This is a genomic window from Lactobacillus sp., assembly GCF_051893255.1.
Lineage (GTDB): Bacteria > Bacillota > Bacilli > Lactobacillales > Lactobacillaceae > Lactobacillus.
Map to the genome: position 1 here is coordinate 40,586 of NZ_JBJFHB010000064.1, position 22,949 is coordinate 63,534.

Genomic DNA, 22,949 nt, shown 5'->3' on the forward strand with positions numbered 1-22,949 from the left:
AATGAATTACAAAAGGTTGAGGTGACTTACAATGAAAGCTACCACTTATACAAAAGTAAAGCAAGTTTGCAACGTAGTAATGTGGATCTTACAATTCATTGTTAACACTTGTGGCTTTTATGCGCTATTGAATGTAATGTTATCTAAAACTGAATTAACAGCCGGAATAATCATTCCTACAATTGCGAGTGCTCTTTTTACGAAATTCTTTGAAGATACCGCTGATCATAAAATTGAAAATAAGTATTTGAGGTGTTTTCTTTGGACGATTGAGCTACTATTTAACGAATGGTTTCTGTTTGATATTTTTGATGGTTATATCCCAGACATTGGCTACTTTTTTGAGGATCTTTTAGGTATTGTTGGTGCCATCTTCTATTGGTGTATCCTTCTCGCCTTCGGCCTGGCCTTTACCATGAAATTCCGCAACCCTGGCGGCCACTACGGCGAAGCCTAACAAAAAGACTTGAGCTGTCGCTCAAGTCTTTTTACTTGCCCAAATAATTGCTCTTCTTGCCAAACCACTTCTGGTTGATCTTGGCTAATTCCCCGCTCTCTTGCAAGTCGGCCAGGGCCTGGTTGATCTTCTTTCGTAAAGTTTTGTCGCCTTTACGGAGGCCAACCGCAAAGAGGTCGGTTGGCACATCCTGGTTAATGATTTCTTGGTAAGAACCAGAATCGGCCTCGTGCTTAATGTAGTATTCCGCATAGGTTTCATCCAGCAAGATCCCCTGGATCCGTCCGGCATTCAAGTCCAAAAAGGCGGACGGAATCGTATCGTATAAGACGCTGTCTTTATAAGGCAGCGTTTTTTGCTTGCCTTCCAGCCAAATCTGGGCCGTTGACCCGCTTTGTACGCCCACGCTCTTGCCCTGCATCTGGCTAAAAGTCTTGATTCCACTCTTCTTTTTTACTACCAAAACCTGCCGGTTTTCCAGGTAGCTTCTAGAAAAAGCCACCTTCTTCTTCCGGCTGGGCGTTACGCTGTAGCCGTTCCACAGGGCGTCGATGGTCCCGTTGCGAAGCTCCGTTTCCTTCATGGACCAGTCAATGGTTTGAAAGTCGGCTTTTAAGCCGAGCTTCTTGCAGACCGCCTTGGCCAAGTCGATGTCGTAGCCGACCAGCTGCCCATTTTTCTCCCGAAAGCCCATAGGCACGAAGGTATCATCAAGACCGATCACCAAGGTTCCCCTCTTCTTAATCTTGGCCCAAGTATCGGTCGTATTTGCCCTTTCCGTTAGATTGCTGCAAGCCGCCGTCAGGGTAAGGCAGAAAAGCAAGGCGACCAGCGCTAATTTTTTGACCCACTTCATCTTAACCCTCCAGTGGCTTAACTTCTAAGACCTGATCAGCGACTTTTTTAGCAAAGTCCATATCGTGGGTGATGATCAGCTGGGTCAAGCCAGAATCCTTCAAGCTCAAGATCAGTTCTGCCACCTGGTCTCTTAAGGCTGGGTCCAAGGCACTGGTTGGCTCATCGTAGCAGAGCATCTTAGGCTGCATGGCCAGGGCCCGCGCAATGGCCACCCGCTGCTTTTGCCCGCCAGAGAGCTGGAAGGGATAAAGGTCGGCCTTGTCGGCCATCTGCAATTTGCCTAACAGCTCTTTAGCCTCTTTTTCTGCCTCGGCCTTACCCTTTTTCAAGGCTAATTGAGGCGCCAGGGTAATATTGTCAATCACGGACAGGTTGGGAAAAAGGTTAAAGTCCTGGAAAACGACGCCAACCGCGCCCCGGTCTTCGCCGCTCAGCTGGTAGGTCTGCCCGCCCAGGGTCATGGTGCCGGAATCGGCAGTTTCTAGGCCCGCGATGATCCGCAAGAGGGTCGTCTTGCCGGCACCTGATGGCCCAACCACCGTCAAAATTTCCCCATCAGCCAAGGTGAAGCTGATATTTTTTAAAATTTGTCTGTTGCCAAAAGACTTGGCTAAGTTGCTTACTTCTAACATCCTTCATCCCTCCTATCTGTAGTATGAGTAGTGCTTTTCCAGTTTTCGCAAGATCACCGTGCATAAGCCAATCAAGAGCAAGTAGATCAAGGCGACTAAGACCAGCGGCACCAGGGTGACGTCTCTAGACGTAGCCAGGTTGCCCGCCCGGAGCAAGTCGCCCAGGCCAATCACGTAGACCAAGGAAGAGTCCTTGACCAGGTTGATCACTTCGTTGCCGATTGATGGCAAGACAATCTTGATCACTTGGGGAATCACGATTTTTCTTAAAGTCTGCCCGTAAGTCAGCTGCAAGACCTTGGCAGCTTCGATCTGCCCCTTGTCGATGGCCTGGTTGCCGCCCCGGAAGATTTCGGCGAAGTAGGCCGTGTAGTTTAAAACGAAGGCCACGATCGCCGCCATGTAGCGGGGGAAGGTTAAGCCGATGATCGGCAGGCCGTAGAAGACAAAGATGAGTTGGAGCAAAAGCGGCGTCCCCCGCATCAGCCAAACGTAAACGTTCAACAGCCACTTCAGCGGCTTGAAGCGGCTGTTTAAGCCAAAGGACAGGATTACCCCCAAGGGCAAAGAGAAGATCAGGGTTTCAAAGAAGATTTCAAGGGTCATCCCCGCCCCGCTAAAGAGCGACGGCAGGATTTCAAAGACGTAGTTCATGGTCATCCAGCTTTCTATTTTTTCAAAAAGTAAAATGGGAAAAGAAAAAGTCCTCTTGATCCTGCAGGATCAAGAGGACGCAATTGACGTGGTTCCACCTCAGTTTCGCTCGGACCTCGCGGCCAGAGCCTCACTAGCTATGTAAGCTACAGCGGTAACGGGCTTAACCGGAAGAGGCTACTGCTTTTTTCGCCCCTCCTGCTCACAGACGTGTGTTCAGTCTAAGCCCTGCTCCCCTTTCCACCGCCGGGAAGTCTCTATTTGCCTCGCTTAGCTTACTTCTTCTGCTCATTGCAAAAATCTATTTGCTAGTAATATTAAACTATTCTTAAAAATCCGTCAAGCTTTTATTTTCTTTTTGGCTATTATTTTCCTTTTTTGGCTTACTTAGCCTCGTAAGTGCCGTCCTTGACGGTCAACAGTGGGCTCTTTTCCCCGCTGTAGATGATGTCCAGCTTGTACATTGCCCGGGAAATAATCGTGTAAACCAGCTGAGTTTCGTCTGCTTCGTGATAAGCGTCCTTTGACGCATCCCACATGATGACGGCGTCAAATTCCAGCCCCTTGGCCAGGTAGCTTGGCAAGACCAAGTCCCCTTCGACCAGGCGCTGGTTGGCGCTAGAGATCAGGTGCGCCTTGACGCCCTTTTCCTTTAAGGCAGCGGCCACTTTTTCGGCACTGGCCAGGTCCTTGCTGATGATGGCCGTGGTCAATTGGGCCTCATCGTTGGCCTTTAAGGCAGAAATTAAGGCATCGATGGCTTCGTCATCATTCTTTCTAGCCCAAATGGCTGGCAGTGGCCCTTGCCGGTTGAAGCTTTCGATCTTTTCGCCTCGGCGCAGGACCTGCTTGCTGAAGTCGGTCAGTTGCTTGGTTGACCGGTAGGACTTGGTCAGCTGCACCACCTTGGTTTTTTCTGGGTCAAAAAGACCAGAGATCTGCTTCAAGAGGCTGCTGCTTTCGTCCTTGGTAAAGATGGCCTGATTTAAGTCCCCCAGCATGGTGAACTTGGCCCGCGGGAAGTTGTAGCGGAGATAGGCCAGCTGGAAGGCGGAGTAGTCCTGGATTTCGTCGATGAAGCAGTAGCGCATGTCCAGGCTGGTCTGCCGGGCCGTGATTTGGTCGTAGAGGTAAAGGTAGGCTGAGGCATCCCGCATGTCGATCTCTTTTTCCTTGAACTTGGCCTTGACCTCGTCCACGTGGGCTGCCCATTCTTCTTCGCCAATGCCGTACTTGGCCAAGTCGGTCATCTTTGGCACTGCCTTTAAAAAGGCAATGTACTGGGATGGCATATTCAAAAAGCCGTTGTGGTTGATCCGGCGGGCCACTTTGGCCAGGTGCTTGATGGCAATCTTTTTGCCCAAAAAGGCCCGCTCAGCCTTTTCAGATGGGAATTCCTGGTCTGGCCGGTCATAAAGGTCCATCATCTGCTGGTGGGTCAGGCCTTCGATTTCCCGGTCCACCCAGACCTTCTTGGCTTCGCTGGAGATTCGCTTGTTCAAGCGGCGGATCAGTTCTTCGCGGGTGGCGTCAATCCGGTTGCCCAGCTTGTAGTTCTCGTTAAAGGAGTAGTAGAGCTCCTTGATTTCGTCTTTAGCAAAGAAAGGCTTTTTCTTGGTTCTAAAGTAGATGTTTCTAAAAATCATCCCCGACTGGTTCAGGTGCTTGCCGTAGCGGGTGGCCAGCTTGTAAAAGGCCAGTGAGTCCTTAAACCGGCTGATGGCGGTGTCTGCCGTTTGGTCTTCAAACTGCTCAAAGAGGTTTTGCACGTGCATTTTTGGCAGGCGGCGGGCGATAAACTGCCAGTAGGTCATTTGGACCATGTTCTGCTCGCCCATTTCCGGCAGAACGTTTTCGATGTAGTCGTTAAAAAGCTGGTTCGGGCTGAACATGATCACGTTGCTGGATTTGAGGTTGCCCCGGTAGCGGTAGAGCAAGAAGGCAATCCGCTGCAAGATAGCACTGGTTTTGCCTGACCCAGCTGCCCCTTGGACAAAGAGCAGCTCAGAAGCGGTATCCCGGATGATCTTGTTTTGCTCTTGCTGAATGGTCTTGACGATGGACTTCATCTGGATAGAAGACTTTTCTGACAAGACCTCCATCAGCATCTGGTCACCGATGGTTTCATCGGTGTCAAACATGTTGATGATGATGCCATCTTCGATCATAAACTGCCGCTTTTTGCTCATGTCGACTTCAACTGGGCCTTCAGGTGAATAGTAAGTCACCTTGCCAATCTTGCCATCGTAGTAGATGGAGGAAATCGGAGCCCGCCAGTCGTAGATGAGGAGGCGGTTTTGGTCATCCATGAAGGAAGCCAGACCAATATAAATGCTTTCGGGGTCTTCGCCAGGCTCGGTAAAGTCCACCCGGGCAAAATAAGGGTGAACGTGCAGTCTCTTTAAGGTTGAGAGTTCCCGGTCATTGACCTGCCAGGCGTTGTCCCGCTCTTTTAAAAGCTGCTGCTGCTGCTGGATCGACAAGGCGGTATCCATGGAAGTCGAGTAGTCATCAAAGTCCAGCCGGATGTCATCGTAAAAGTGGGCACTGATGCTGCGGGCTTCTTCCTTGTCTTTGACAATCGCCTTTTGCAGCTCGTCACCCTTTTGGTCAATCTCGTGCAGGACCTGGTCCAAGTGGGCCTGTTCGGCCATGCGTTCTGAATTTTCAGCCATGAAAAACACCTTTTCTAAATAGTCAAAAAATTTCTATCCTTACAAAAACTTCCTAATATTCTATCATTTTTTCAGGCAAAACTAAAGCAAGAGGCTTTTGTAAAATAGTTAAATCCTGCTTAAATCTCTGCCCTCCCTTGAGCTTCCCCCTAGGAAAAAAGGCCAAAAGCTCTTATAATAATGATCGCAAGGAGATTTATATGCGACGCTTTTTTAACTTTATCAAAGACCTCTTAATCGTGGCCATCTTGGCGGCGGTGGCCTTGAACTACCAAGACCAGCTGAAGAACCTAGCTTACGACGTCAGCGGCGAAGTCAGCTCTTTTTTGGCAGAAAAAGGGATCCAAACCGGAAACCTGGGCTTGTCTGACGGCACCATCTTAGAGACCAAGGCCACCAAGACAACCAAGAACACAACCGGCTATACCTGGAAGAAGCCAACGGCAACCGTCTACGTCAACTTGAAGCAGGCTGACCTCTATAACGCCACCATCAACGCCATGGCGGCCTGGAATCAGACCGGGGCCTTTACCTTTAAGCAGACCAAGAACCGGAAAAAAGCCCAGATCGTGGTCACGACTGCCTCTAAGTCAGACGGCGCAGCGGGCTTGACCACCTACAAGTACTACAGCGGCATCCGCCGCCTGTATTCAGCCAAGGTGGCCCTCAACACTTACTATTTGGAAAACAGCTATTACAACTACACCCAAGCCCGGATCGTCAACACGGTTGAGCACGAACTGGGGCACGCCATCGGCTTAGATCACCGCAGCGGCGTCACCGTCATGTACCCAACTGGGTCCATTTATGCCATTCAGCCTAAGGACGTAGCTTTAGTGAAGAAGATTTATAAGGGGAGATATTAGGAATGAAGCATATTTACCTGGTACGGCACGGGAAGACTTTTATCAACCGCTACAACAAGATGCAGGGCTGGTGCGACACGCCCTTGACTGACGAAGGCAAGGCAGGCGCGGAAAAAGCCGGCGAAGCCCTGCACGAAATTCCGCTGGACATCGCCTTGTCCAGCAACACTCTCAGGGCCAGCGAAACTGCCCGGATCATCATGGGCAAGAACTGCAACAAAGACACCTTGGAGCTGCTCACCTCGCCTTTTTTCAGAGAGCACTTCTACGGCTACTTTGAAGGGATGGACAACGACCTGGCCTGGCGGATGGTCGGTGCTCGGCACGGCTTTACCAGCCTAGCTGAAATGTACCAAAAGGCTTCTAGCGACCAGATTGCTGACTGGACCAAGGAAGCCGACCCTTACGGGGATGCCGAAAACAGCCAGGAATTCTGGAAGCGCTGGGAGCAAGGCTTCAAGCTGATTAGTCAGCTGGATGGAGCCGACAACATCCTTTTGGTCAGCCACGGCTTTGCCATCAAGACCATCGCTGAGCGCTATGCAGTTGACGGGATTGATACGACCGTCCACCCGCAAAATGCCTCGATTTCAACCTTGACCATGGATGAATCTGGTCAAGTCAAAATGGTCAAGTACAACCAGTTGCAACTTTTTTAAAAGGGACTATAATTACTTTGCTAGCAGAAAAATAGACATTTTTTCAATGGAGCAAACAAGAAAATGAAAACAAAGATTTTTGGTCACCGCGGCTATCCAGCCAAGTTCCCGGAAAATTCCCTGGCAGGCTTTAAGTACTGCATGGAGCATGGCGCTGAAGGCATCGAATTCGACGTGCACTTAACCAAGGATGGCGTGCCCGTCATCATGCATGACGAAAACATCAAGCGGACGACCAATGGCAAGGGCTTGATCAAGGACATGACCCTGGGCGAGCTCGACCGCTATCACTTGGCCAATGGGGAACGCATCCCCCGCTTGGCCGATCTCTTCAAGCTGGCCGAAAAGGAAAATTACGCTGGGCAACTCAACCTGGAAATGAAGACCAACAAGTTCAACTACCCAGGTCTGCCAGAGAAGATCTTTTTCCTGATGAAGATGTTCAAATTCAACCAGCCGATCATCTTCTCTTCTTTCAACCTGAACACCCTGTTGCACGCCAAGGAAATCCGGCCGGAGGAAAACTACTACTTCTTGACTGACAAGAAGATCAAGAATCCTATCGCCTTTACCAAGGAGCACGGCCTTAAGGGCATCCACCCGAAGCGGCTGTTAGATACTGACGTGCCAGAGCGGATCTGGACGGTGGACAGCCCCCGCCGGGCCAAGAAGATCATCGAATTCGGTGCGGCTGGCTTTTTCACCAACAAGTTCGAAGACATGATGGCCTTGAGAAAGAGCGTGGCTAATTATTAATTGTGAACATAACAAAAAAGTTTCCGATTACTCGGAAACTTTTTCTTTTGGTCTAAATAATAGATCTGACTTTTTACTTGTAGGCTTCCTTGGTCAAGTAGCCAGACTTGTTCAAGGTGTAAGTGTAGCGACCAGACTTCACCGTCTTGCCCTTTACCATTTGCCCCTTCTTGTCAAAGTAGTAAGTGTGCTTGCCATCGGTTACCAGACCGCTCTTAGCAGCTGCACCGTCCTTCTTGAAGAAGTAAGTCAAGCTCTTCTTGTCAACTGCAACATTGGTCAAGGCGCTAGACTTCACCATCTTGCCGTTCTTATCGAAGTAGTAGTAGTTGCCAGCGTCGTCTTTGACCAAAGTACTCTTGACGGTCTTGCCATTTTCGTCGTAGTAGACGTAATCCTTGCCGCTTGCCTTGAGGCTAGTGCCAGTCAGTTGTTCTGGCAGGTATTGAGCCAGCTTGTAGGTGGTCTTGCCATCCTTCTTGCTGTAGCCAACGTTGTAGTATTCGCCGTTAGCATTTCTCAAAACGTAGCCCGCGCCGCGGCCAAGGATGTTAGTCCCGTTCATGTACTTAGCTGACCATTCCGTGATCTTCACGCTTGGATCCATGGCCTTGCCAGTTGAGACTTGCTTGATCTTGAAGAGTTCTGGGTACTTCTTTTGGATTTCGCTCAAGAAGGCACCGCCGTACTTCTTCTGGTATTCCCCGCCGCCAATGGAATTGGTGATGTAGACGAAATTCTTCAAGTTGTCTGGCCCGATGCTCTTGCCGAAGTCGTCAGTCCGGGAAACAGTAACGGCTTCCTTGCCTGGCAGGTTGTAGATCTGGTTTGGCACCCAGTCAGCCATGACTTGCAGGCCTTCCTTGTGCAGGGCCTTCAAGGTGTTCTTCAGGTCGGTTGCTGAACCGTACTTGTTGTCCCCGCTCAAAGCCACGTCGTAGCGGTCGTCAAAGGCATAGCCGTTGTCGATCGTGGAGTCCAGGAAGGTCTTGTCCTTACTTGAAACGTATTGCGGAGCCATTTCAAAGGACGTGATGCCCAGGCTCTTGAAGAAGGAGGCATTCTTAGCGATTTGAACGTTAGCAGCTTCGTCAGCCTTGGTTGGGTAGTAAACGAAGTTGGAGAAGCCTTCAAAGATGACGTTAGAATCAAAGGCTGCGTTTGATTCATAAGCAGAGCTGGTCTTCTTTTCAGCAGTTGAGGCTTGGGTTCTTGCGTCTTGGTCGCTCTTAGCGCCAACTGGTACCCAAACGGCTACGTAGCCCTTCATGTCAGGGTTGGAGTAGCCCTTGATAGCAGTGCCAGCTTGGGCCTTGCCATCCTTCTTGATGTCTTGGTTAGTGAAGGTTAAGTCGCCATTAGCGTCAGTCTTAGCCGTAGGAGCATCGGTGTCGCTAGTAAAGCTTTGCAGGTAGCTGTTGTCAACAGCACCGTTGTTAGCAGCCTTTTCGCTTGGCAGGATCACAGCCCGGTATTCTTGGTTCTTGTGGGCGGCACCCATGTGCAGCACAACCTTTTCATTGTCCTTCAAGGACAGGCTTGGGTTGTTGGAGATGATGACGCCGATCCCTTCAGTTCTCGTTTCGCTAGTGCCAGTTGAGTCAGCGTTATTTGCACCCTTGCCGTAGCGGACACTGGTGAAGACGCCGTTATCGTCAACGTTCATCTTTTGCCCGCCGGAAACGTACTTCACTCTGGACTTGAGCAAGTTGGTAATTGCTTCGTAGTAACGAGTCTTCTTAGCCATGTATTGGCCGCCGTCAGCATACATGTCACCGTAGTAAACCCGCGGAATCGTGTCCTTGTTGGTCAGCAGGTAGGCATAAGCGGCTGGCATGTTGTAGAGGTTGTAGGTCTTATCGGTTGAGTTTTGGTCCTTTAAGTAGCGCTCAATCCCCTTTTCTTCTTCAGCCTGGTTGAAGACGCCGTAAGGTTGGCCGGTAGCATCTTGGATGGCCTTGCGCAACTGGTCTTGAGAGTTGGAGTCGTGAGCCCGGATGAAGGAGTAGTTAGGGATGATCTTGCTGCTGCTCGATTCCCGGTCAACGATCGAGCCATTCAGCAGTCTCTTTAGTTGGGTCAGGCGATCTTCTTGTGACCGGCTGTCCGGGTTGTCGTTCAAGGCACCGTTAATGGCTTGCCGCATTTGGTCATCCATGTTCAGACCTGGGTTGCCCATGGCGTCAACTGCCTTAGGAATCTTAGCGTTCCAGCCTTCCAAGATGTTCAAGTGGGCGTTGGCCTTGGCGTCGGTGTTCATGCCGTAAGCAGCCTTGAAGTATTGACCCACGATGTTCAACAAGTCTGCGTCAGTAAAGTCAACAGCGTCAACTCTGACTGAGTCAAAGTGGGCATCGGCATCCTTATCGCCGCCCGTGATTTGGCCAAAGTTGAGCAGGTAGTACATCCAGTTCAATTGTTCGGCTTGCACGATTGGGTTGGAGTTGTCGATGTCGTTTGACAGCAGGTATTCCGTCAAAGGTTCGCTGTCCCCCTTGATGTCAGCTGCATAGCGGCCCATCAAGCGGTAGCTGGAGTTAGCCCATGGAGTGAGCTTGGAGTTCTTTTCATAAGTAAAGAAGCCACCTTGGAGCTGCATCCCTGAGTAGTTTTCGTATTCACTGTCCTTGGTCCAGATGGATTCAGTCCCCTTGAATTCGGTCATCAGGGTCTTCAGCCAAGAAGTTGACTTTTGGCTAGAAATCTTCTTTTCCACATTAACCTGGATTTGGTTGGCGGCGTTAAAGAGATCACTGGTCTTGTCAGTCGTCTTAAAGTCGCTTGATGCAGTCACCAGGCCCTTCTTCTTCATGAAGTTCAGGTAGTCCACAAAGACTTGCCGGCTTGGCCAGTAAACCATTAAGAGTGGCCGCTTGTCGCTAGCCGTAGACTTGGTCCAGGTCTTGCCGTTCTTTAAGATCTTCTTTGGCCGGTACCAAGTGTCCGCCGTCAGGTAGCCATTGACGTTTTCGATGCTGGCACCCGTCAAGCTGTAAGCCTGGTTGTTTTCAAAAAAGGTCTTGTTGGTGTTAACCAAGCCGTTAGCCTTCTTGAAGCTTACCTTGTAAGTCGTCTTGCCCAAACCAGTCTTGTCAAAGTAGTACCACTTAGAACCTGACTTGTAAGTGAAGTTGGTTCTTGGCTTAGCGCTCTTAGCATCAATGTAGTAAGTCTTGCCCTTCAAAGTGGACAGTGCCGAAAGAAGCTTGCCGCTCTTTGAATAGTGGTAAACATACTTAGAGCCCTTCACCGTCTTAGACCGGACCATCTTGCCGGACTTGGTGAAGTAGTACCAAGAGCCGTTGATTTGGGTCTTGCCTCTAAAGCTAGTTGCGTGACCCTTTCTATCAAACTTGACCTTTTTGCCCTTGATCTTGACGGTCTTGTTCTTGATCAGCTTGCCCTTTTTGTTGTAATAGTACACATATCCGCCCTTAACGGAATAAGTGCTCTTCTTAACAGCCGCATTAGCCTGTTGACCAAATGGTAGTCCAGCCAGAGTAGCCAAGGCAGCAGCTGACATTAGCCAGCCAAACTTGTCTTTTTTATTCATGATGGATTTCCTCTTCTACTGTTTTGCTGTTTTCCAGTTTCTTTTTACAATTCTTATTTTACTATTATCTTTAACAAAAAACAGCCATGACTTGCGCCTTGACTGAATTTTGCTAAAAAAGACTACTTTTTAGCGTGATTGCCCAGAGTGTTCTTGGTCGTAGCTTGGTTCTTAGTTACAGAACTGTAGCTTTCCTTGGTTAAGTAGCCGCTCTTGCTCAGAGTGTAGGTGTAAGCTCCGCTCTTAACCTTCTTGCTCTTGACCATCTTCCCATTCTTGTCAAAGTAGTAAGTGTGCTTGCCATTGTTCAAAAGGCCGCCCTTGAAGGCCACACCGTTGCTCATAAAGAAGTAAGTGCCGGCAGACTTGCCAGTGACGTTAAAGAAGCTGCTGGTCTTGACCATGTTGCCGTTCTTGTCGAAGTAGTAGCTGTTGCCGAGGCTGTCTTGAACAAAACTGCTAGTAACCTTCTTTTGGTTTTCATCATAGTAGTTGTAGTTCTTGCCATTAGCAACCAGCCCCAATTTTTCCTTGGTCGTGCCGCTAGTCAGCTGGGCTGGCAGGTATTGAGCGATATTGTTTCCATCCTTGCTGTAGCCGATGTTGTAGTATTGACCGGCACTAGCCCGCAGAACGTAGCCGCTGCCCAGGTGCAAGATGTTGGTCCCGTTCATGTACTTAGCTGACCATTCGGTGATCTTGGTACTTGGGTCAATGGTCTTGCCAGTAGAAGTTTGCTTTCTAGCAAAAATGTCGGGGTACTTTTGCTTCAATTCATCCAAGAACTTGCCGCCGTATTCAGCCTGGTACTTGCCACCGCCGATACTATTAGCGATGTAGACGATCTTGTTCATGTTTGGTGAGTTCCAATCGTCACCCTTGTCGTTGACCCGGGTAACCGTGACCGCTTCCTTGCCGCCAAGGGAGTATACCTGGTCTGGCACCCAGTCGGCCATCACTTGCAAGCCTTGCTTGTGGAGGGCCTTGATGGCATTGCGCAGGTCTTCAGCTGAACCATACTTATTGTTCTTGCTCAAAGCCAGGTCGTAGCGGTCAGTGAAGGCATAGCCGTTTTCGATGGTTGAGTCTAAGAAGGTCCGGTCGGTACTTGAAACGTACTGAGGTGCCATTTCAAAGGAGGTAATCCCCCAGTCCTTAAAGAGGGAGGCATTATTGGCAATTTGTACGTTAGCCCGTTCTGAAGTCGTGGTTGGCATAAAGCTGAAGTTGGAGAAGCCTTCAAAGATGACATTAGAATCAAAGGCATCGTTAACCCGGTATTGAGAGCTAGTGCCGACATTATTGTCACTGGCCTTGGTCCGGGCGTCTTGGTCATCCTTAGTGCCAACTGGAACCCAGACAGCTAGGTAGCCAGAAACGCATGGGTTCTTGGTCCCCTTAATGGCGGTATTGGCTTCTTCTTTGCCATCAACAGTCAGGTTCTTGTTGGTAAAGGTCAAGTCACCATTTTCATCGGTCGTTGCCGTTGGTGCCTTGTCATCACTAGCGTAGCTGATGACGCCGGTTCCGGCTTGACTGGTCCCATCGTTCTTTGAATCGTAGCTGTCGTTAGTCAAAAGCAATGCCCGGTACTTTTGGTTCTTGTGGGCCGCGCCCATGTGCAGAACTACCTTGTCGCTGTCGCCCAGCTTCAAAGTAGGCTTGTTGCTGACGATAACGCCGATCCCTTCGGTCCGGGATTCATCGCTGCCCTTGTCACTAGCAGTCTTGACACCCTTACCATAGCGCACGCTGGTCAAGACGCCATTATTGTCAGTAGCCATGCTTTGACCACCGCCAACGTACTTGATCCGGGACTTGAGCAAGTTGGAAATTGCATCGTAGTAGATGCCCTTTTCGGCCATGTACTGGTTGCCGTCAAAGTAGAGGTCACCGTAGTAGACCCGAGGGATCACGTCCTTGTTGGTCAACAGCAAGGAGTAAGCAGAAGGAATGTTGTAGAGGTTGTACTTCTTTGATACTGACTCTTGGTCCTTGCGGTAAAGTTCCAGCCCCTTCTTTTCTTCTGCTTCGGTAAAGGTGGTGTAGTCTTTCCCGTTTGGATATTGGCTGCTCTTAGTGACATCCTTGATAGCTTGTTGGATGTTTTCTTGAGAATTGTTGTCGTGAGCCCGAATGAAGGCGTAATTTGGAATGACGCTTTCTGAGCCATCCAGCTTAGTCCGGTTGACCAAGGAGTTGTCGGAGCTGGTCCCGATCAAGCTGCTCAAGCTGTTGTTGCCATCAGGGTCTTGGGTCAAGACAACGCCCAAAGTCCCCTTCCACTTGTCATCCATAGTGATTTGTGGGTTGCCCATCTTGTTGACATAGTCAGGGTCTGAGTGGTCCCAGTCTTCCAGGATGTTCAAGTGACTATTTGACTTGGCATCCGTGTTCATGCCGTAAACGTCTTTAAAGTAGTCACCGGCAATGTTCAAAAGGTCAGTGTCAACATTGTCAACGGCATCAACTCTGATGGAGTCGAAGTTGGCATCGTTGTCCTTAGCGGTAATGGTCCCGTAGTTAAGCAGGTAGTGCATCCAGTTTAACTGTTCTGCTTGAACGACAGGGTTAGAGTTGTCGATGTCGTTTGACAGCAAAAATTCGCTGGACTTGCCAGCCGTGCCTGACAAGTTCTTTGGATAGCGGCCTAAGAGGCGGTAGCTAGAGTTGGCCCATGGAGTCAGGCTAGAGTTGTCATAGCGCAAGAAGCCCCCTTGGAACTGCAGACCGCCGTAGTCTTCACTTTCACTGGCCTTGGTCCAGATGGATTCGGTATTCTTGAATTCCGTCATCAAGGTCTTTAGCCAGGCAGTTGACTTTTGGCTAGTGATCTTCTTTTCCACATTGATTTGAACTTGGTTAGCCGCGTTAAACAGGTCGCTGGTCTTAGCCGTCGTCTTAAAGTCAGACTTGGCGCTGACAAAACCGTTCTTCTTCATGAAGTTCAAGTAGTCCACGAAGATTGGACGACTTGGCCAGTAAACCATCAAAAGCGGCCGCTTGTCGCTAGCGGTCGACTTGGTCCAAGTCTTGCCATTCTTCAAGATCTTCTTTGGCCGGTACCAGGTATCCGCCGTCAAATAGCCGTTAACGCTGTCGATGCTGGAGCTGGTGTAGCTGTAAGCTTGGTTGTTCTTGGCAAAAGTCTTGTTAGTGTTAACCAGACCAGTTTCCTTAGAAAACTGCATCTTGAAGGCGTTTGAGCCCAAGCCCTTAGCGTCAAAGTAATACCACTTAGAGCCAGACTTGTACATAAAGTTGGTCCGTGGCTTGGCGCTCTTAGCGTCGATAAAGTACTTCTTGCCCTTCAAGCTGGACATAGCAGATTGCAGCTTGCCGCTCTTAGCATAGTGGTAAACGTACTTGCTGCCCTTCACGCTCTTTGACCGGACCATCTTGCCGGACTTGGTGAAGTAGTACCAAGAGCCGTTGATTTGGGTCTTGCCTCTAAAGCTGGTTACCCGGCCTTTCTTGTCGAACTTGACCTTCTTGCCCTTGATCTTGGCAGTCTTGTTCTTAATCAGCTTGCCTTTTTTATTGTAGTAATATACATAGCCGCCCTTAACTGAATAGGTGCTTTTCAATTTAGCCGCATTAGCCTGCTGGGCAAATGGCAACCCAGCCAAAACAGATAAGGCAGCCGCTGACATCAGCCAGCCAAACTGGTCTTTTTTCTTCATGATGGATTTCCTCTATCTACTTCGAGAGTTTTAGTTAAAACTTCTACTCTAACTTTTCTAGATTATTTTACTTCTACAATTACTATTGTACTTTTTTCTTCACAAAAAAACAGCTAAGACTTTTGTCTTAGCTGTTTTAAATTCAACAATAATCACTAACCAGTTATTGTTGCTTTGCCTTAATACGCAAATTACTTCTTCTTGTTGGTCTTCTTGAGAGCTCCAAGTGAGTTCTTGGTAGTGGCTTGGTTCTTAGAAGATGGAGTGTAGCTTTCACTCGTCAAGTAGCCGCTCTTGTTCAGAGTGTAAGTGTAAGCCCCGCTCTTAACCTTCTTGCCCTTCACCATCTTACCGTTCTTGTCGAAGTAGTAAGTGTGCTTGCCGTTGTTCAGCAAACCGCCTCTGAAGGAGACACCATTGCTCATAAAGAAGTAAGTGCCGGCAGATTTGCCAGTGACGTTGTAGAAGTTGCTAGTCTTAACCATGTTGCCGTTCTTGTCGAAGTAGTACCAGTTGCCCAAGCTGTCTTGAACAAAGCTGCTGGTCTTCTTGTTCCGGCTTTCGTCATAGTAGTTGTAGTTCTTGCCATTAGCTACTAAGCCCAGCTTTTCTTGATCAGCACCACTAGCCAATTGGGCTGGCAGGTATTGGGCAATCTTATTGCCATCCTTGCTGTAGCCAACGTTGTAGTACTTGCCGGCGCTAGCCCGCAGAACGTAGCCGCTGCCCAGGTGCAGGATGTTGGTCCCGTTCATGTACTTAGCTGACCACTCAGTGATCTTGGTGCTGCCATCGATTGGCTTACCAGTAGAAGCTTGCTTCTTGGTAAAGAGGTCTGGGTACTTTTGCTTCAATTCATCCAAGTACTTGCCGCCATATTCAGCCTGGTACTTGCCACCGCCGATAGAGTTGGCAATGTAGACGATCTTGTTCATGTTTGGTGCGTTCCAGTTGTCACCGGTGTCGCTTGACCGGGTCACCGTTACGGCTTCCTTGCCAGGCAAAGTGTAGACTTGGTCTGGTACCCAGTCAGCCATGACTTGCAAGCCTTCCTTGTGAAGGGCCTTGATGGCATTGCGCAAGTCTTCAGCTGAACCATACTTGTTGTTCTTGCTCAAAGCCAGGTCGTAGCGGTCGGTAAAGGCGTAGCCGTTTTCGATGGTTGAGTCAAGGAAAGTCCGGTCAGTACTTGAAACGTACTGAGGTGCCATTTCAAAGGAGGTTACGCCCCAGCTCTTGAAGAGGGATGCATTGTTGGCAATTTGGACGTTAGCCCGTTCTGAAGTGGTCGTTGGCTTCAAAGTAAAGTTGGAGAAGCCTTCAAAGATGACATTAGAGTCAAAGGCATCGTTAACCCGGTATTGGGAGCTAGTACCAACATTGCTGTCGCTTGCCTTAGTCCGGGCATCTTGGTCATCCTTAGCGCCAACTGGTACCCAAACTGCCAGGTAGCCAGTAACGCATGGGTTCTTCGTACCCTTAACGGCAGTGTTGGCTTCTTCCTTGCCATCCACCGTCAAGTTCTTGTTAGTAAAGGTCAAGTCACCGTTAGCGTCGGTCGTAGCCGTTGGGGCGTTGTCATCGCTAGCGTAGCTGATCACGCCAGTAGATGCCTTGCTGGTACCGTCATTCTTTTGGTCATAGCTGTCATTAGTCAAGATCAAAGCACGGTACTTTTGGTTCTTGTGGGCTGCACCCATGTGCAGAGTCACCTTGTCGCTGTCGCCCAGCTTCAAAGTAGGCTTGTTGCTTACGATGACGCCGATCCCTTCGTTTCTTGCTTCATCACTGCCCTTGTCGCTGGCGTTCTTCACGCCCTTACCGTAGCGAACGCTGGTCAAGACGCCGTTATTGTCAACGGCCATGCTTTGGCCACCGGCTACGTACTTGATCCGGGACTTCAGCATGTTGGAAATTGCATCGTAGTAGATGCCCTTTTCAGCCATGTATTCGCTGCCGTCAAAGAAGAGGTCACCGTAGTATACACGAGGAATTACGTCCTTGTTGGTCAACAGCAAAGCGTAAGATGATGGAATGTTGTACAGGTTGTACTTCTTTTCCGTTGATTCTTGGTACTTGCGGTATTGGTCAAGGCCCTTCTTTTCTTCAGCTTCGGTGAAGGTGGTGTAGTCCTTGCCGTTTGGATATTGGCTGCTCTTGGTTACATCCTTGATGGCTTGTTGGATGTTTTCTTGAGACATGGAGTCGTGAGCCCGGATGAAGGCGTAGTTTGGAATGACGCTTTCAGAACCGTCAAGGTTGGTCCGGTTGACCATGGACTTGTCAGAGTTGGTCCCGATCAGGTCCATCAAGCTGCTGGTACCAGTTGGGTCTTGGTTCAAAACCTTGTTGATGGTGGTCTTCCACTTGTCATCCATGGTGATTTGTGGGTTGCCCATCTTGTTGACGCTGTCTGGGTCGGTGTGGTCCCAGTCTTCCAAGATGTTCAGGTGGGCATTTGACTTAGAGTCAGAGTTCATGCCGTAAACATCCTTGAAGTAGTCGCCAGCAATGTTCAAAAGGTCCGCATCCACGTTGTCAACGGCGTCAACCCGGATGGAATCAAAGTTGGCATCGTCGTCCTTAGCGGTGATGGTCCCGTAGTTAAGCAGGTAGTGCATCCAGTTTAACTGTTCGGCTTGGACAACTGGGTTGGAGTTGTCGATGTCGTTAGCCAAAAGGAATTCCTTTTGCTTTGTACCAGTACCAGTAATGTTCAATGGGTAGCGGCCCATCAAGCGGTAGCTGGAGTTAGCCCATGGAGTCAGGTTAGAGTTGTCGTAACGCAGGAAGCCACCTTGCAGCTGGTTGCCAGAGTAGTCTTCGCTTTCGCTGGCCTTGGTCCAGATGGATTCGGTGTTCTTGAATTGAGTCATCAAGGTCTTCAGCCAAGTGGTTGACTTTTGGCTGGCGATCTTCTTTTCCACGTTGATTTGAACTTGGTTGGCTGCGTTAAAGAGGTCGCTAGTCTTGTTAGTCGTCTTAAAGTTAGTCTTGGCACTAACAAAGCCGTTCTTCTTCATGAAGTTCAAGTAGTCCACAAAGATTGGGCGACTTGGCCAGTAAAACATGAGCAGTGGCCGCTTGTCACTAGCAGTTGAAGTCGTCCAAGTCTTGCCATTCTTCAAGATCTTCTTTGGCCGGTACCAAGTGTCAGCCGTCAAATAGCCATCAACGCTGTCGATGCTTGCGCTAGTGTAGCTGTAAGCTCGGTTGTTCTTGGCAAAAGTCTTATTGGTATTAACCAAGCCAGTTTCCTTAGAAAACTGCATCTTAAAGGCATTTGAGCCCAGACCTTTAGCGTCAAAGTAGTACCACTTAGAGCCAGACTTGTACATAAAGTTGGTCCGTGGCTTGGCACTCTTAGCATCGATGAAGTATTTCTTGCCTTTCAGGCTAGACATAGCAGATTGTAGCTTACCGCTCTTAGCGTAGTGGTAAACGTACTTGCTGCCCTTCACGCTCTTTGACCGGACCATCTTGCCGGACTTGGTGAAGTAGTACCAAGAACCGTTGATCTTGGTTTGACCTCTAAAGCTGGTTACCCGGCCCTTCTTGTCAAACTTGACCTTCTTGCCCTTGATCTTGGCAGTCTTATTCTTAATCTTGACGCCCTTTTTATTGTAGTAGTAAACATAACCGCCCTTAACTGAATAGGTACTCTTCAGTTTGGCAGCAGAAACAGCTTGGCCAAATGGCAGACTGACTAAAGCAGCCAGCACAGCAGCACCTGACATCAGCCATGAATAACCATGTTTTCTCTGCATGCTTTTCTCCTCTTTGTAGTCACAAAAAATTCAACTATACCTCAATCTTAATAGTTTCGTTACACTTTTGCAACCTTGCCTTAAACTTTTATCCCATTCATTTTGTTTATTAAGATTTACAGACTAAAACAAAGAAAAAGCAGCCAGTTTACTTAAAAAAGTAATCTAACTGCTTTAAATACGTTAAATCTAACTTTATCTTTTTATTGATTGTAAAAGCAACGCTTATAAGCATTGCTAATAAATGATATTAGCTGTCCTTTTATTTTGCCAATTGGTTAATAAACTGATCGATCTTTAATAAAAATTCCACCAGCTCGCGGTGGTCTTGTCCATCGATCTGATAATGATCCTGCAGGTCTTTGAGGGACATTTTTTCCATTAATTTGGACGCCGTCTTATCCTTGATCCAGCGCTTGTTTCTTGAGGTCATCAGGTCATACATGTGCTGCTTGACGTCTTCGTAAGGCTCAAACTTTAGGATGCGTCCTTGGTCCTTAAAGACCAGGTAGTTCTCGATTTCCCGCTTGTAAGTTGCGTGAATATGATCAGCATCTTCTGGATACTTGGCCTTGATCTGCTGCAGGTGGTGGCGGCTTTGGCCAGCTTCTGGCGTCCCCTTGTCAGAGTCGATCAGGATAAACCAAGGCTCGTTCAGCTTGGAAAAAAGGTCAAAGTTAAGCCATGCAAGCAAACTCCCGCATCCCCCAACTGGCAAAATGAAGAGCCCTTTGTGGTCAAAGGTATCGCTGACTAGGCCTTCTTCATACAGCCACTGGTTGATCTTGGTGATAAAGCGGACGTCTTCTTGCCCTTCCACCAGCAAAACGCAGCTAGACCGGCTAGCCGTTTGGCTGCCAGAAATTCCCAGCTTTTTGGCAGCGGCGAAAACTTGGTCATCGGTCAAGATCTGCCGCTTGCCGCCGACGTTTTCAATAATCTTGATTCCTTCTAAGGGCAACAGTCCCATCAGGTGGGGGCTATGAGGAATCAAGATTACTTGTTTATTTTTCGCAACCAGTTTCAAGACGGCCTGCGCCAATTTAGCATCTTCGTCTTCCGTCAGGTCCTCTTCTTCAAAGGCATAGATCACGTTATCGATGCTGGCATTTTCGCTTTGGGCCAGCAAAAAGGACAAGATCAACTGACTCGGCTTGGGATTGGCACTTTCGCTGATTCTTGCCTCCCTTTTAATCATGTCGGCAAAGTCTTGCTCTTCAAAGACAAATTGCGGAGCTGGTTCTTCGCCCAGGTCTTTATAGTTAGCCAGAATCTGGGAAAGGTTCCGTCCCACCCGCTCATCGATATAGTCTTGGACTTCCTTGATCTCGGCTTGCTTGTCGCGAATGGCGCTGCGGACCACAAATTTCAAGGGACTGGTGGCTTTTGATTCCCGGTCAAAAAAGACGTACATGGGCAATTGCGCTATCAATTGTCGAAAATGATTGCGATTTTGAGGAGTTACTTCTTGAAACTCTCCGTTTTCTTCACAAAAATAGTCCGTTTCTGCCAGGTAATTCTTCAGATCATACTTTTTCTTGATCGCAACTTTTTCAAAAAAGCAGGTAATAGAAATCTCCCAATCCCCAGCTTTTAAGGCGCGCTCGTTTAAGTCCTGCAGCTTCAATGGCCGCTTGGCCAATGAGCCGTTGAAAAAGATATCCAGTGCCCGCAGGATCGTCTTTTTACCTGAATCGCCTTCACCCAAAAGACTGGTTAAAGGGGCAAAATTCAACTTAAAATTCCGGTAACCACGAAAGTTGTGCAATTCGACTGACTTGAGCAACATGTTAGCACCTACTCTATCTAATCATCTTTTTTCTGATCATCCTGTCTTGTTTCTGGCAAATCATTAGGCGTGCTGTTTTGCAGCTCTCGGTAGGCCTTGCGGCTGAGCTTGATCTTTTCGGTTCTAGTCGTCAATTCTGGGTTGGCCAGCTGCCGGCTGATTCGGTCAAGGCGGGCCGCTTCTGCTTCACCGCGCGCTTCTGCTTCCGCTTTAAGCTGCGCTTGCCGCTTAACCCGGGCCTTATGGTCCTTCATCCAGAGCGTGGGCATGATCGCCACGGCTCCTAAGAAGCAGCCAGTCGTGTTAGCGATCATGTCTTTGACGTCATAAACGCCAAGCCCCGTCCAGCGCTGGAAGTGCTCGATGAAAAAGGACAGGCAAAAGCCGATAAAGGTGGTGATCATGATGCTGTGGAGCCACTTGGTCCAAGATGGAAGGATGTAGCCCAAGGGAATAAACAGCATTACGTTCATCATAAAGCCATAGCGGCCACCATAGCTGGAACTGGCAAAGACCTTGTTGATCCCCCACTTCCAAAAGATGGGGTCCTCTAAGACTTCCGGCCCACTGGCCAAATGCGCCACGTGCTGGTTAAAGTAAATGGCGGCAGTTATCAGCCTAGATGCAAAAACGTAGTAGATTAAGGCACAGCCATAAACTACAGTCACAATCAACCGGAACAATCGGTTGCCGGTCAAGATAGCAAAGTAGCCTGCCACTACACAGGCAAAAATCACCACTAGCCGGATCAGCATTGTTATCTCATGGTACATTCTTTTTCACTTCCCCAGAAACTTTTCTTTTTCTCTTTTTAGTATTTTCGTGCTCTTAGTTCTTGTTCTCTATATTTTATACCAATGTCCACCGAATCAGAAAGGAAAGCCACAGATCTTTTCAGTATAACTTTTCATAGATTTCTGCTGTCATTTTCTTGATACTTTGTTCTATAATATGAATTGTAAAAGTTGTAATTTTTTAATAAAAGAGGGAAAAAGCTATGTCCAAAAAAGTCCGCTTCAGCAAGAAGGCGCTTGCTGCCGGCTTAGTTGCTGTGTCTTTAGCTGCTGGCCTTACCCAATTGCCACAAGTGCAAGCTATTTTGCCAGCTGCCGTTAAGACCCAAAAAGCCGAAGCAACCGCGCCAGAATATTTCTACACCATCAAGACGCAATCTGACTTAAACAAGTTCTTGAACATGTCAGAATTTAACCGCAACAACTTCAACGGTTTTAAGTTCGAAAACAAGGACACCATCACCTTCCCAGCTAACTACCAATTGAACGTGATGCGTTTTGTCAGATTCTGGCTGACTGACAAGTCAACTGGGACCATCGACTTTAATGGCGCCACCATCGCTATCAACCGCCACACTAAGGGCTCAGTTCGTCCAGCCGACGGCTTCCCTTACTGGCCAGCTACTGCCAAGCTGAACTGGTACGTCAGCGGCGACCACAAGGGCCAAGTCATCAAGAATGCTGACATCCACGGGTCTGTCGTTACCAAGTACGTGAACGGCAAGGCGACTGACGATGGCCAAGGCGGCGTACAGGTAATCTTGCTTCACGCTAAGAACATTACCTTCCAAAACTTGAAGTTCCACCAATCCCAAATCTTTGACCGCCACGTCTTTGACTCCTTGGGCTCAAAGGGCATCACTTGGGACAACTGTGGCTTCTACGGCTACGGCGACAGCAACTTCACCCAAAGCACTTGGAACGATATTTACAAGCAAGAATCCACCCCTAAGAGCGGCGTGAAGGGCCACTCAGTTCTCTCAGAAGCCATCCAATTGGACGTTGCTACCGCTGACGGGGCAGCTCACGACTCAGAAGTCAACAAGAAGAACTTCCCATCAGCTGGCTCAACCCTCTTTGACGGGGCTTCAACGGAAGATGCTACGATCAAGAACTGCTACTTCGGGCCAGAAATTAACGGCGTATCCGGCGGTGCCATCGTCAACAAAGCACCTGGCAAGGCGATGCCAACCACTACTATTCCTTACGGGGCCTCAGTCGGCAGCCACGGCGTAGACGACGCTCATAAGAACGCTACTTACAAGAACATCAGCATCTACAACTCAACCTTCGAAAAGACTGCTAATGCTACTAACGCTCCTGTGTCATACTACAAGGTTATGGCACCAATCCACCTGCGCTACGTTGCCAGCCAATCAACTAGCGACGTTAACTCCTTGAAGGCTTGGAGCAACACCTTCAAGAGCGTCCTTCACCGGGTCGAAAACGGCGTTCCTGACACCTTGTCTGGCGTGGGTTACGGCTACGCTAAGCGGGACATTTGGCTGTACAAGTCATGGGATGATAACGCACCTACTTACCTGGCAACCACTTCTCACAACTTCCCTAAGCTGAACTCTCACGGCAGCAAGATTACTGCAAAAGTTTTAGCGGGTAGCAAGTCAACTACTAAGAAGACTACCAAGAAGCCAGCTGCTAAGAAGACAACTACTAAGAAGACTACCAAGAAGCCAGCTGCTAAGAAGACGACTACTAAGAAGACCACTAAGAAGCCAGCTGCTAAGAAGACTACCAAGAAGACTACTGCTAAGAAGTCAACCAAGAAGACCATTGCTAAAAAGTCAA

At 48.8% G+C, this 22,949-nt stretch carries 13 protein-coding genes, 1 pseudogene and 1 other annotated feature; of the genes and pseudogenes, 5 read left to right on the forward strand and 9 right to left on the reverse strand.

The features are described 5' to 3' along the window. Positions 1 to 31 precede the first annotated feature (31 nt). Positions 32 to 457 (forward strand): hypothetical protein, encoded by a 426-nt coding sequence (locus tag ACI4WN_RS05555; protein WP_439777325.1) that lies wholly within the window; start codon positions 32 to 34, stop codon positions 455 to 457. A gap of 31 nt (positions 458 to 488) precedes the next feature. On the opposite strand, the gene ACI4WN_RS05560 is transcribed toward ACI4WN_RS05555, so the two are convergent. From ACI4WN_RS05560 to helD, 4 genes are all read right to left on the reverse strand, one after another. Continuing rightward, entirely contained in the window at positions 489 to 1,313 is an 825-nt protein-coding gene (locus ACI4WN_RS05560) for an amino acid ABC transporter substrate-binding protein (RefSeq protein ID WP_439777326.1), read from the reverse strand. Between the two features lies 1 nt (position 1,314). Then, positions 1,315 to 1,947: an amino acid ABC transporter ATP-binding protein gene (locus ACI4WN_RS05565; RefSeq protein ID WP_439777327.1), complete on the reverse strand. Its 633-nt coding sequence runs from the start codon at positions 1,945 to 1,947 to the stop codon at positions 1,315 to 1,317. A gap of 12 nt (positions 1,948 to 1,959) precedes the next feature. Further along, complete coding sequence (locus ACI4WN_RS05570; protein ID WP_439777360.1) at positions 1,960 to 2,601, reverse strand: amino acid ABC transporter permease; 642 nt, start codon at positions 2,599 to 2,601, stop codon at positions 1,960 to 1,962. 70 nt (positions 2,602 to 2,671) lie between these two features. Beyond that, positions 2,672 to 2,902: a binding site (T-box leader), on the reverse strand. A gap of 82 nt (positions 2,903 to 2,984) precedes the next feature. Next, complete coding sequence (gene helD, locus ACI4WN_RS05575) at positions 2,985 to 5,276, reverse strand: RNA polymerase recycling motor HelD (protein ID WP_439777328.1); 2,292 nt, start codon at positions 5,274 to 5,276, stop codon at positions 2,985 to 2,987. 200 nt (positions 5,277 to 5,476) lie between these two features. On the opposite strand from helD, the gene ACI4WN_RS05580 reads away from it, so the two are divergent. The 3 genes from ACI4WN_RS05580 (at position 5,477) to ACI4WN_RS05590 (ending at position 7,557) form a co-directional block, all read left to right on the forward strand. Further along, positions 5,477 to 6,142, forward strand: coding sequence for a matrixin family metalloprotease (locus ACI4WN_RS05580; RefSeq protein ID WP_439777329.1), 666 nt, complete (start codon positions 5,477 to 5,479; stop codon positions 6,140 to 6,142). 2 nt (positions 6,143 to 6,144) lie between these two features. After that, positions 6,145 to 6,801 (forward strand): histidine phosphatase family protein, encoded by a 657-nt coding sequence (locus ACI4WN_RS05585; protein ID WP_439777330.1) that lies wholly within the window; start codon positions 6,145 to 6,147, stop codon positions 6,799 to 6,801. 63 nt (positions 6,802 to 6,864) lie between these two features. Then, positions 6,865 to 7,557 (forward strand): glycerophosphodiester phosphodiesterase, encoded by a 693-nt coding sequence (locus ACI4WN_RS05590; protein ID WP_439777331.1) that lies wholly within the window; start codon positions 6,865 to 6,867, stop codon positions 7,555 to 7,557. A 73-nt stretch (positions 7,558 to 7,630) separates the two neighbouring features. Here the strand turns inward: ACI4WN_RS05590 and ACI4WN_RS05595 are convergent, their stop codons facing one another. The 5 genes from ACI4WN_RS05595 to ACI4WN_RS05615 all read right to left on the reverse strand — a co-directional run bounded on the left by ACI4WN_RS05595 (position 7,631) and on the right by ACI4WN_RS05615 (position 21,122). Beyond that, entirely contained in the window at positions 7,631 to 11,110 is a 3,480-nt protein-coding gene (locus ACI4WN_RS05595; RefSeq protein WP_439777332.1) for a glycoside hydrolase family 70 protein, read from the reverse strand. A gap of 122 nt (positions 11,111 to 11,232) precedes the next feature. Continuing rightward, the gene (locus ACI4WN_RS05600) at positions 11,233 to 14,793 is read right to left on the reverse strand and encodes a glycoside hydrolase family 70 protein (RefSeq protein ID WP_439777333.1); all 3,561 of its coding nucleotides are present in this window, start codon (positions 14,791 to 14,793) and stop codon (positions 11,233 to 11,235) included. Between the two features lie 191 nt (positions 14,794 to 14,984). Then, positions 14,985 to 18,560 (reverse strand): glycoside hydrolase family 70 protein, encoded by a 3,576-nt coding sequence (locus ACI4WN_RS05605; protein ID WP_439777334.1) that lies wholly within the window; start codon positions 18,558 to 18,560, stop codon positions 14,985 to 14,987. 262 nt (positions 18,561 to 18,822) lie between these two features. Next, positions 18,823 to 20,349: an ATP-dependent nuclease gene (locus ACI4WN_RS05610; protein WP_439777335.1), complete on the reverse strand. Its 1,527-nt coding sequence runs from the start codon at positions 20,347 to 20,349 to the stop codon at positions 18,823 to 18,825. Positions 20,350 to 20,366: 17 nt separating this feature from the next. Next, on the reverse strand, positions 20,367 to 21,122 hold the full coding sequence (locus ACI4WN_RS05615) for a VanZ family protein (protein WP_439777336.1): 756 nt from the start codon (positions 21,120 to 21,122) through the stop codon (positions 20,367 to 20,369). A 224-nt stretch (positions 21,123 to 21,346) separates the two neighbouring features. On the opposite strand from ACI4WN_RS05615, the pseudogene ACI4WN_RS05620 reads away from it, so the two are divergent. Beyond that, positions 21,347 to 22,949: pseudogene (locus ACI4WN_RS05620) on the forward strand (hypothetical protein); the annotation flags it as partial.

Coding starts and splice junctions, on each gene's coding strand:
- ACI4WN_RS05560 (WP_439777326.1), bottom strand. CDS start 1,313: ATGAAGTGGGTCAAAAAATTAGCGCTGGTCGCCTTGCTTTTCTGCCTT.
- ACI4WN_RS05565 (WP_439777327.1), bottom strand. CDS start 1,947: ATGTTAGAAGTAAGCAACTTAGCCAAGTCTTTTGGCAACAGACAAATT.
- helD (WP_439777328.1), bottom strand. CDS start 5,276: ATGGCTGAAAATTCAGAACGCATGGCCGAACAGGCCCACTTGGACCAG.
- ACI4WN_RS05555 (WP_439777325.1), top strand. CDS start 32: ATGAAAGCTACCACTTATACAAAAGTAAAGCAAGTTTGCAACGTAGTA.
- ACI4WN_RS05585 (WP_439777330.1), top strand. CDS start 6,145: ATGAAGCATATTTACCTGGTACGGCACGGGAAGACTTTTATCAACCGC.
- ACI4WN_RS05580 (WP_439777329.1), top strand. CDS start 5,477: ATGCGACGCTTTTTTAACTTTATCAAAGACCTCTTAATCGTGGCCATC.
- ACI4WN_RS05610 (WP_439777335.1), bottom strand. CDS start 20,349: ATGTTGCTCAAGTCAGTCGAATTGCACAACTTTCGTGGTTACCGGAAT.
- ACI4WN_RS05615 (WP_439777336.1), bottom strand. CDS start 21,122: ATGTACCATGAGATAACAATGCTGATCCGGCTAGTGGTGATTTTTGCC.
- ACI4WN_RS05600 (WP_439777333.1), bottom strand. CDS start 14,793: ATGAAGAAAAAAGACCAGTTTGGCTGGCTGATGTCAGCGGCTGCCTTA.
- ACI4WN_RS05590 (WP_439777331.1), top strand. CDS start 6,865: ATGAAAACAAAGATTTTTGGTCACCGCGGCTATCCAGCCAAGTTCCCG.
- ACI4WN_RS05570 (WP_439777360.1), bottom strand. CDS start 2,601: ATGAACTACGTCTTTGAAATCCTGCCGTCGCTCTTTAGCGGGGCGGGG.
- ACI4WN_RS05595 (WP_439777332.1), bottom strand. CDS start 11,110: ATGAATAAAAAAGACAAGTTTGGCTGGCTAATGTCAGCTGCTGCCTTG.
- ACI4WN_RS05605 (WP_439777334.1), bottom strand. CDS start 18,560: ATGCAGAGAAAACATGGTTATTCATGGCTGATGTCAGGTGCTGCTGTG.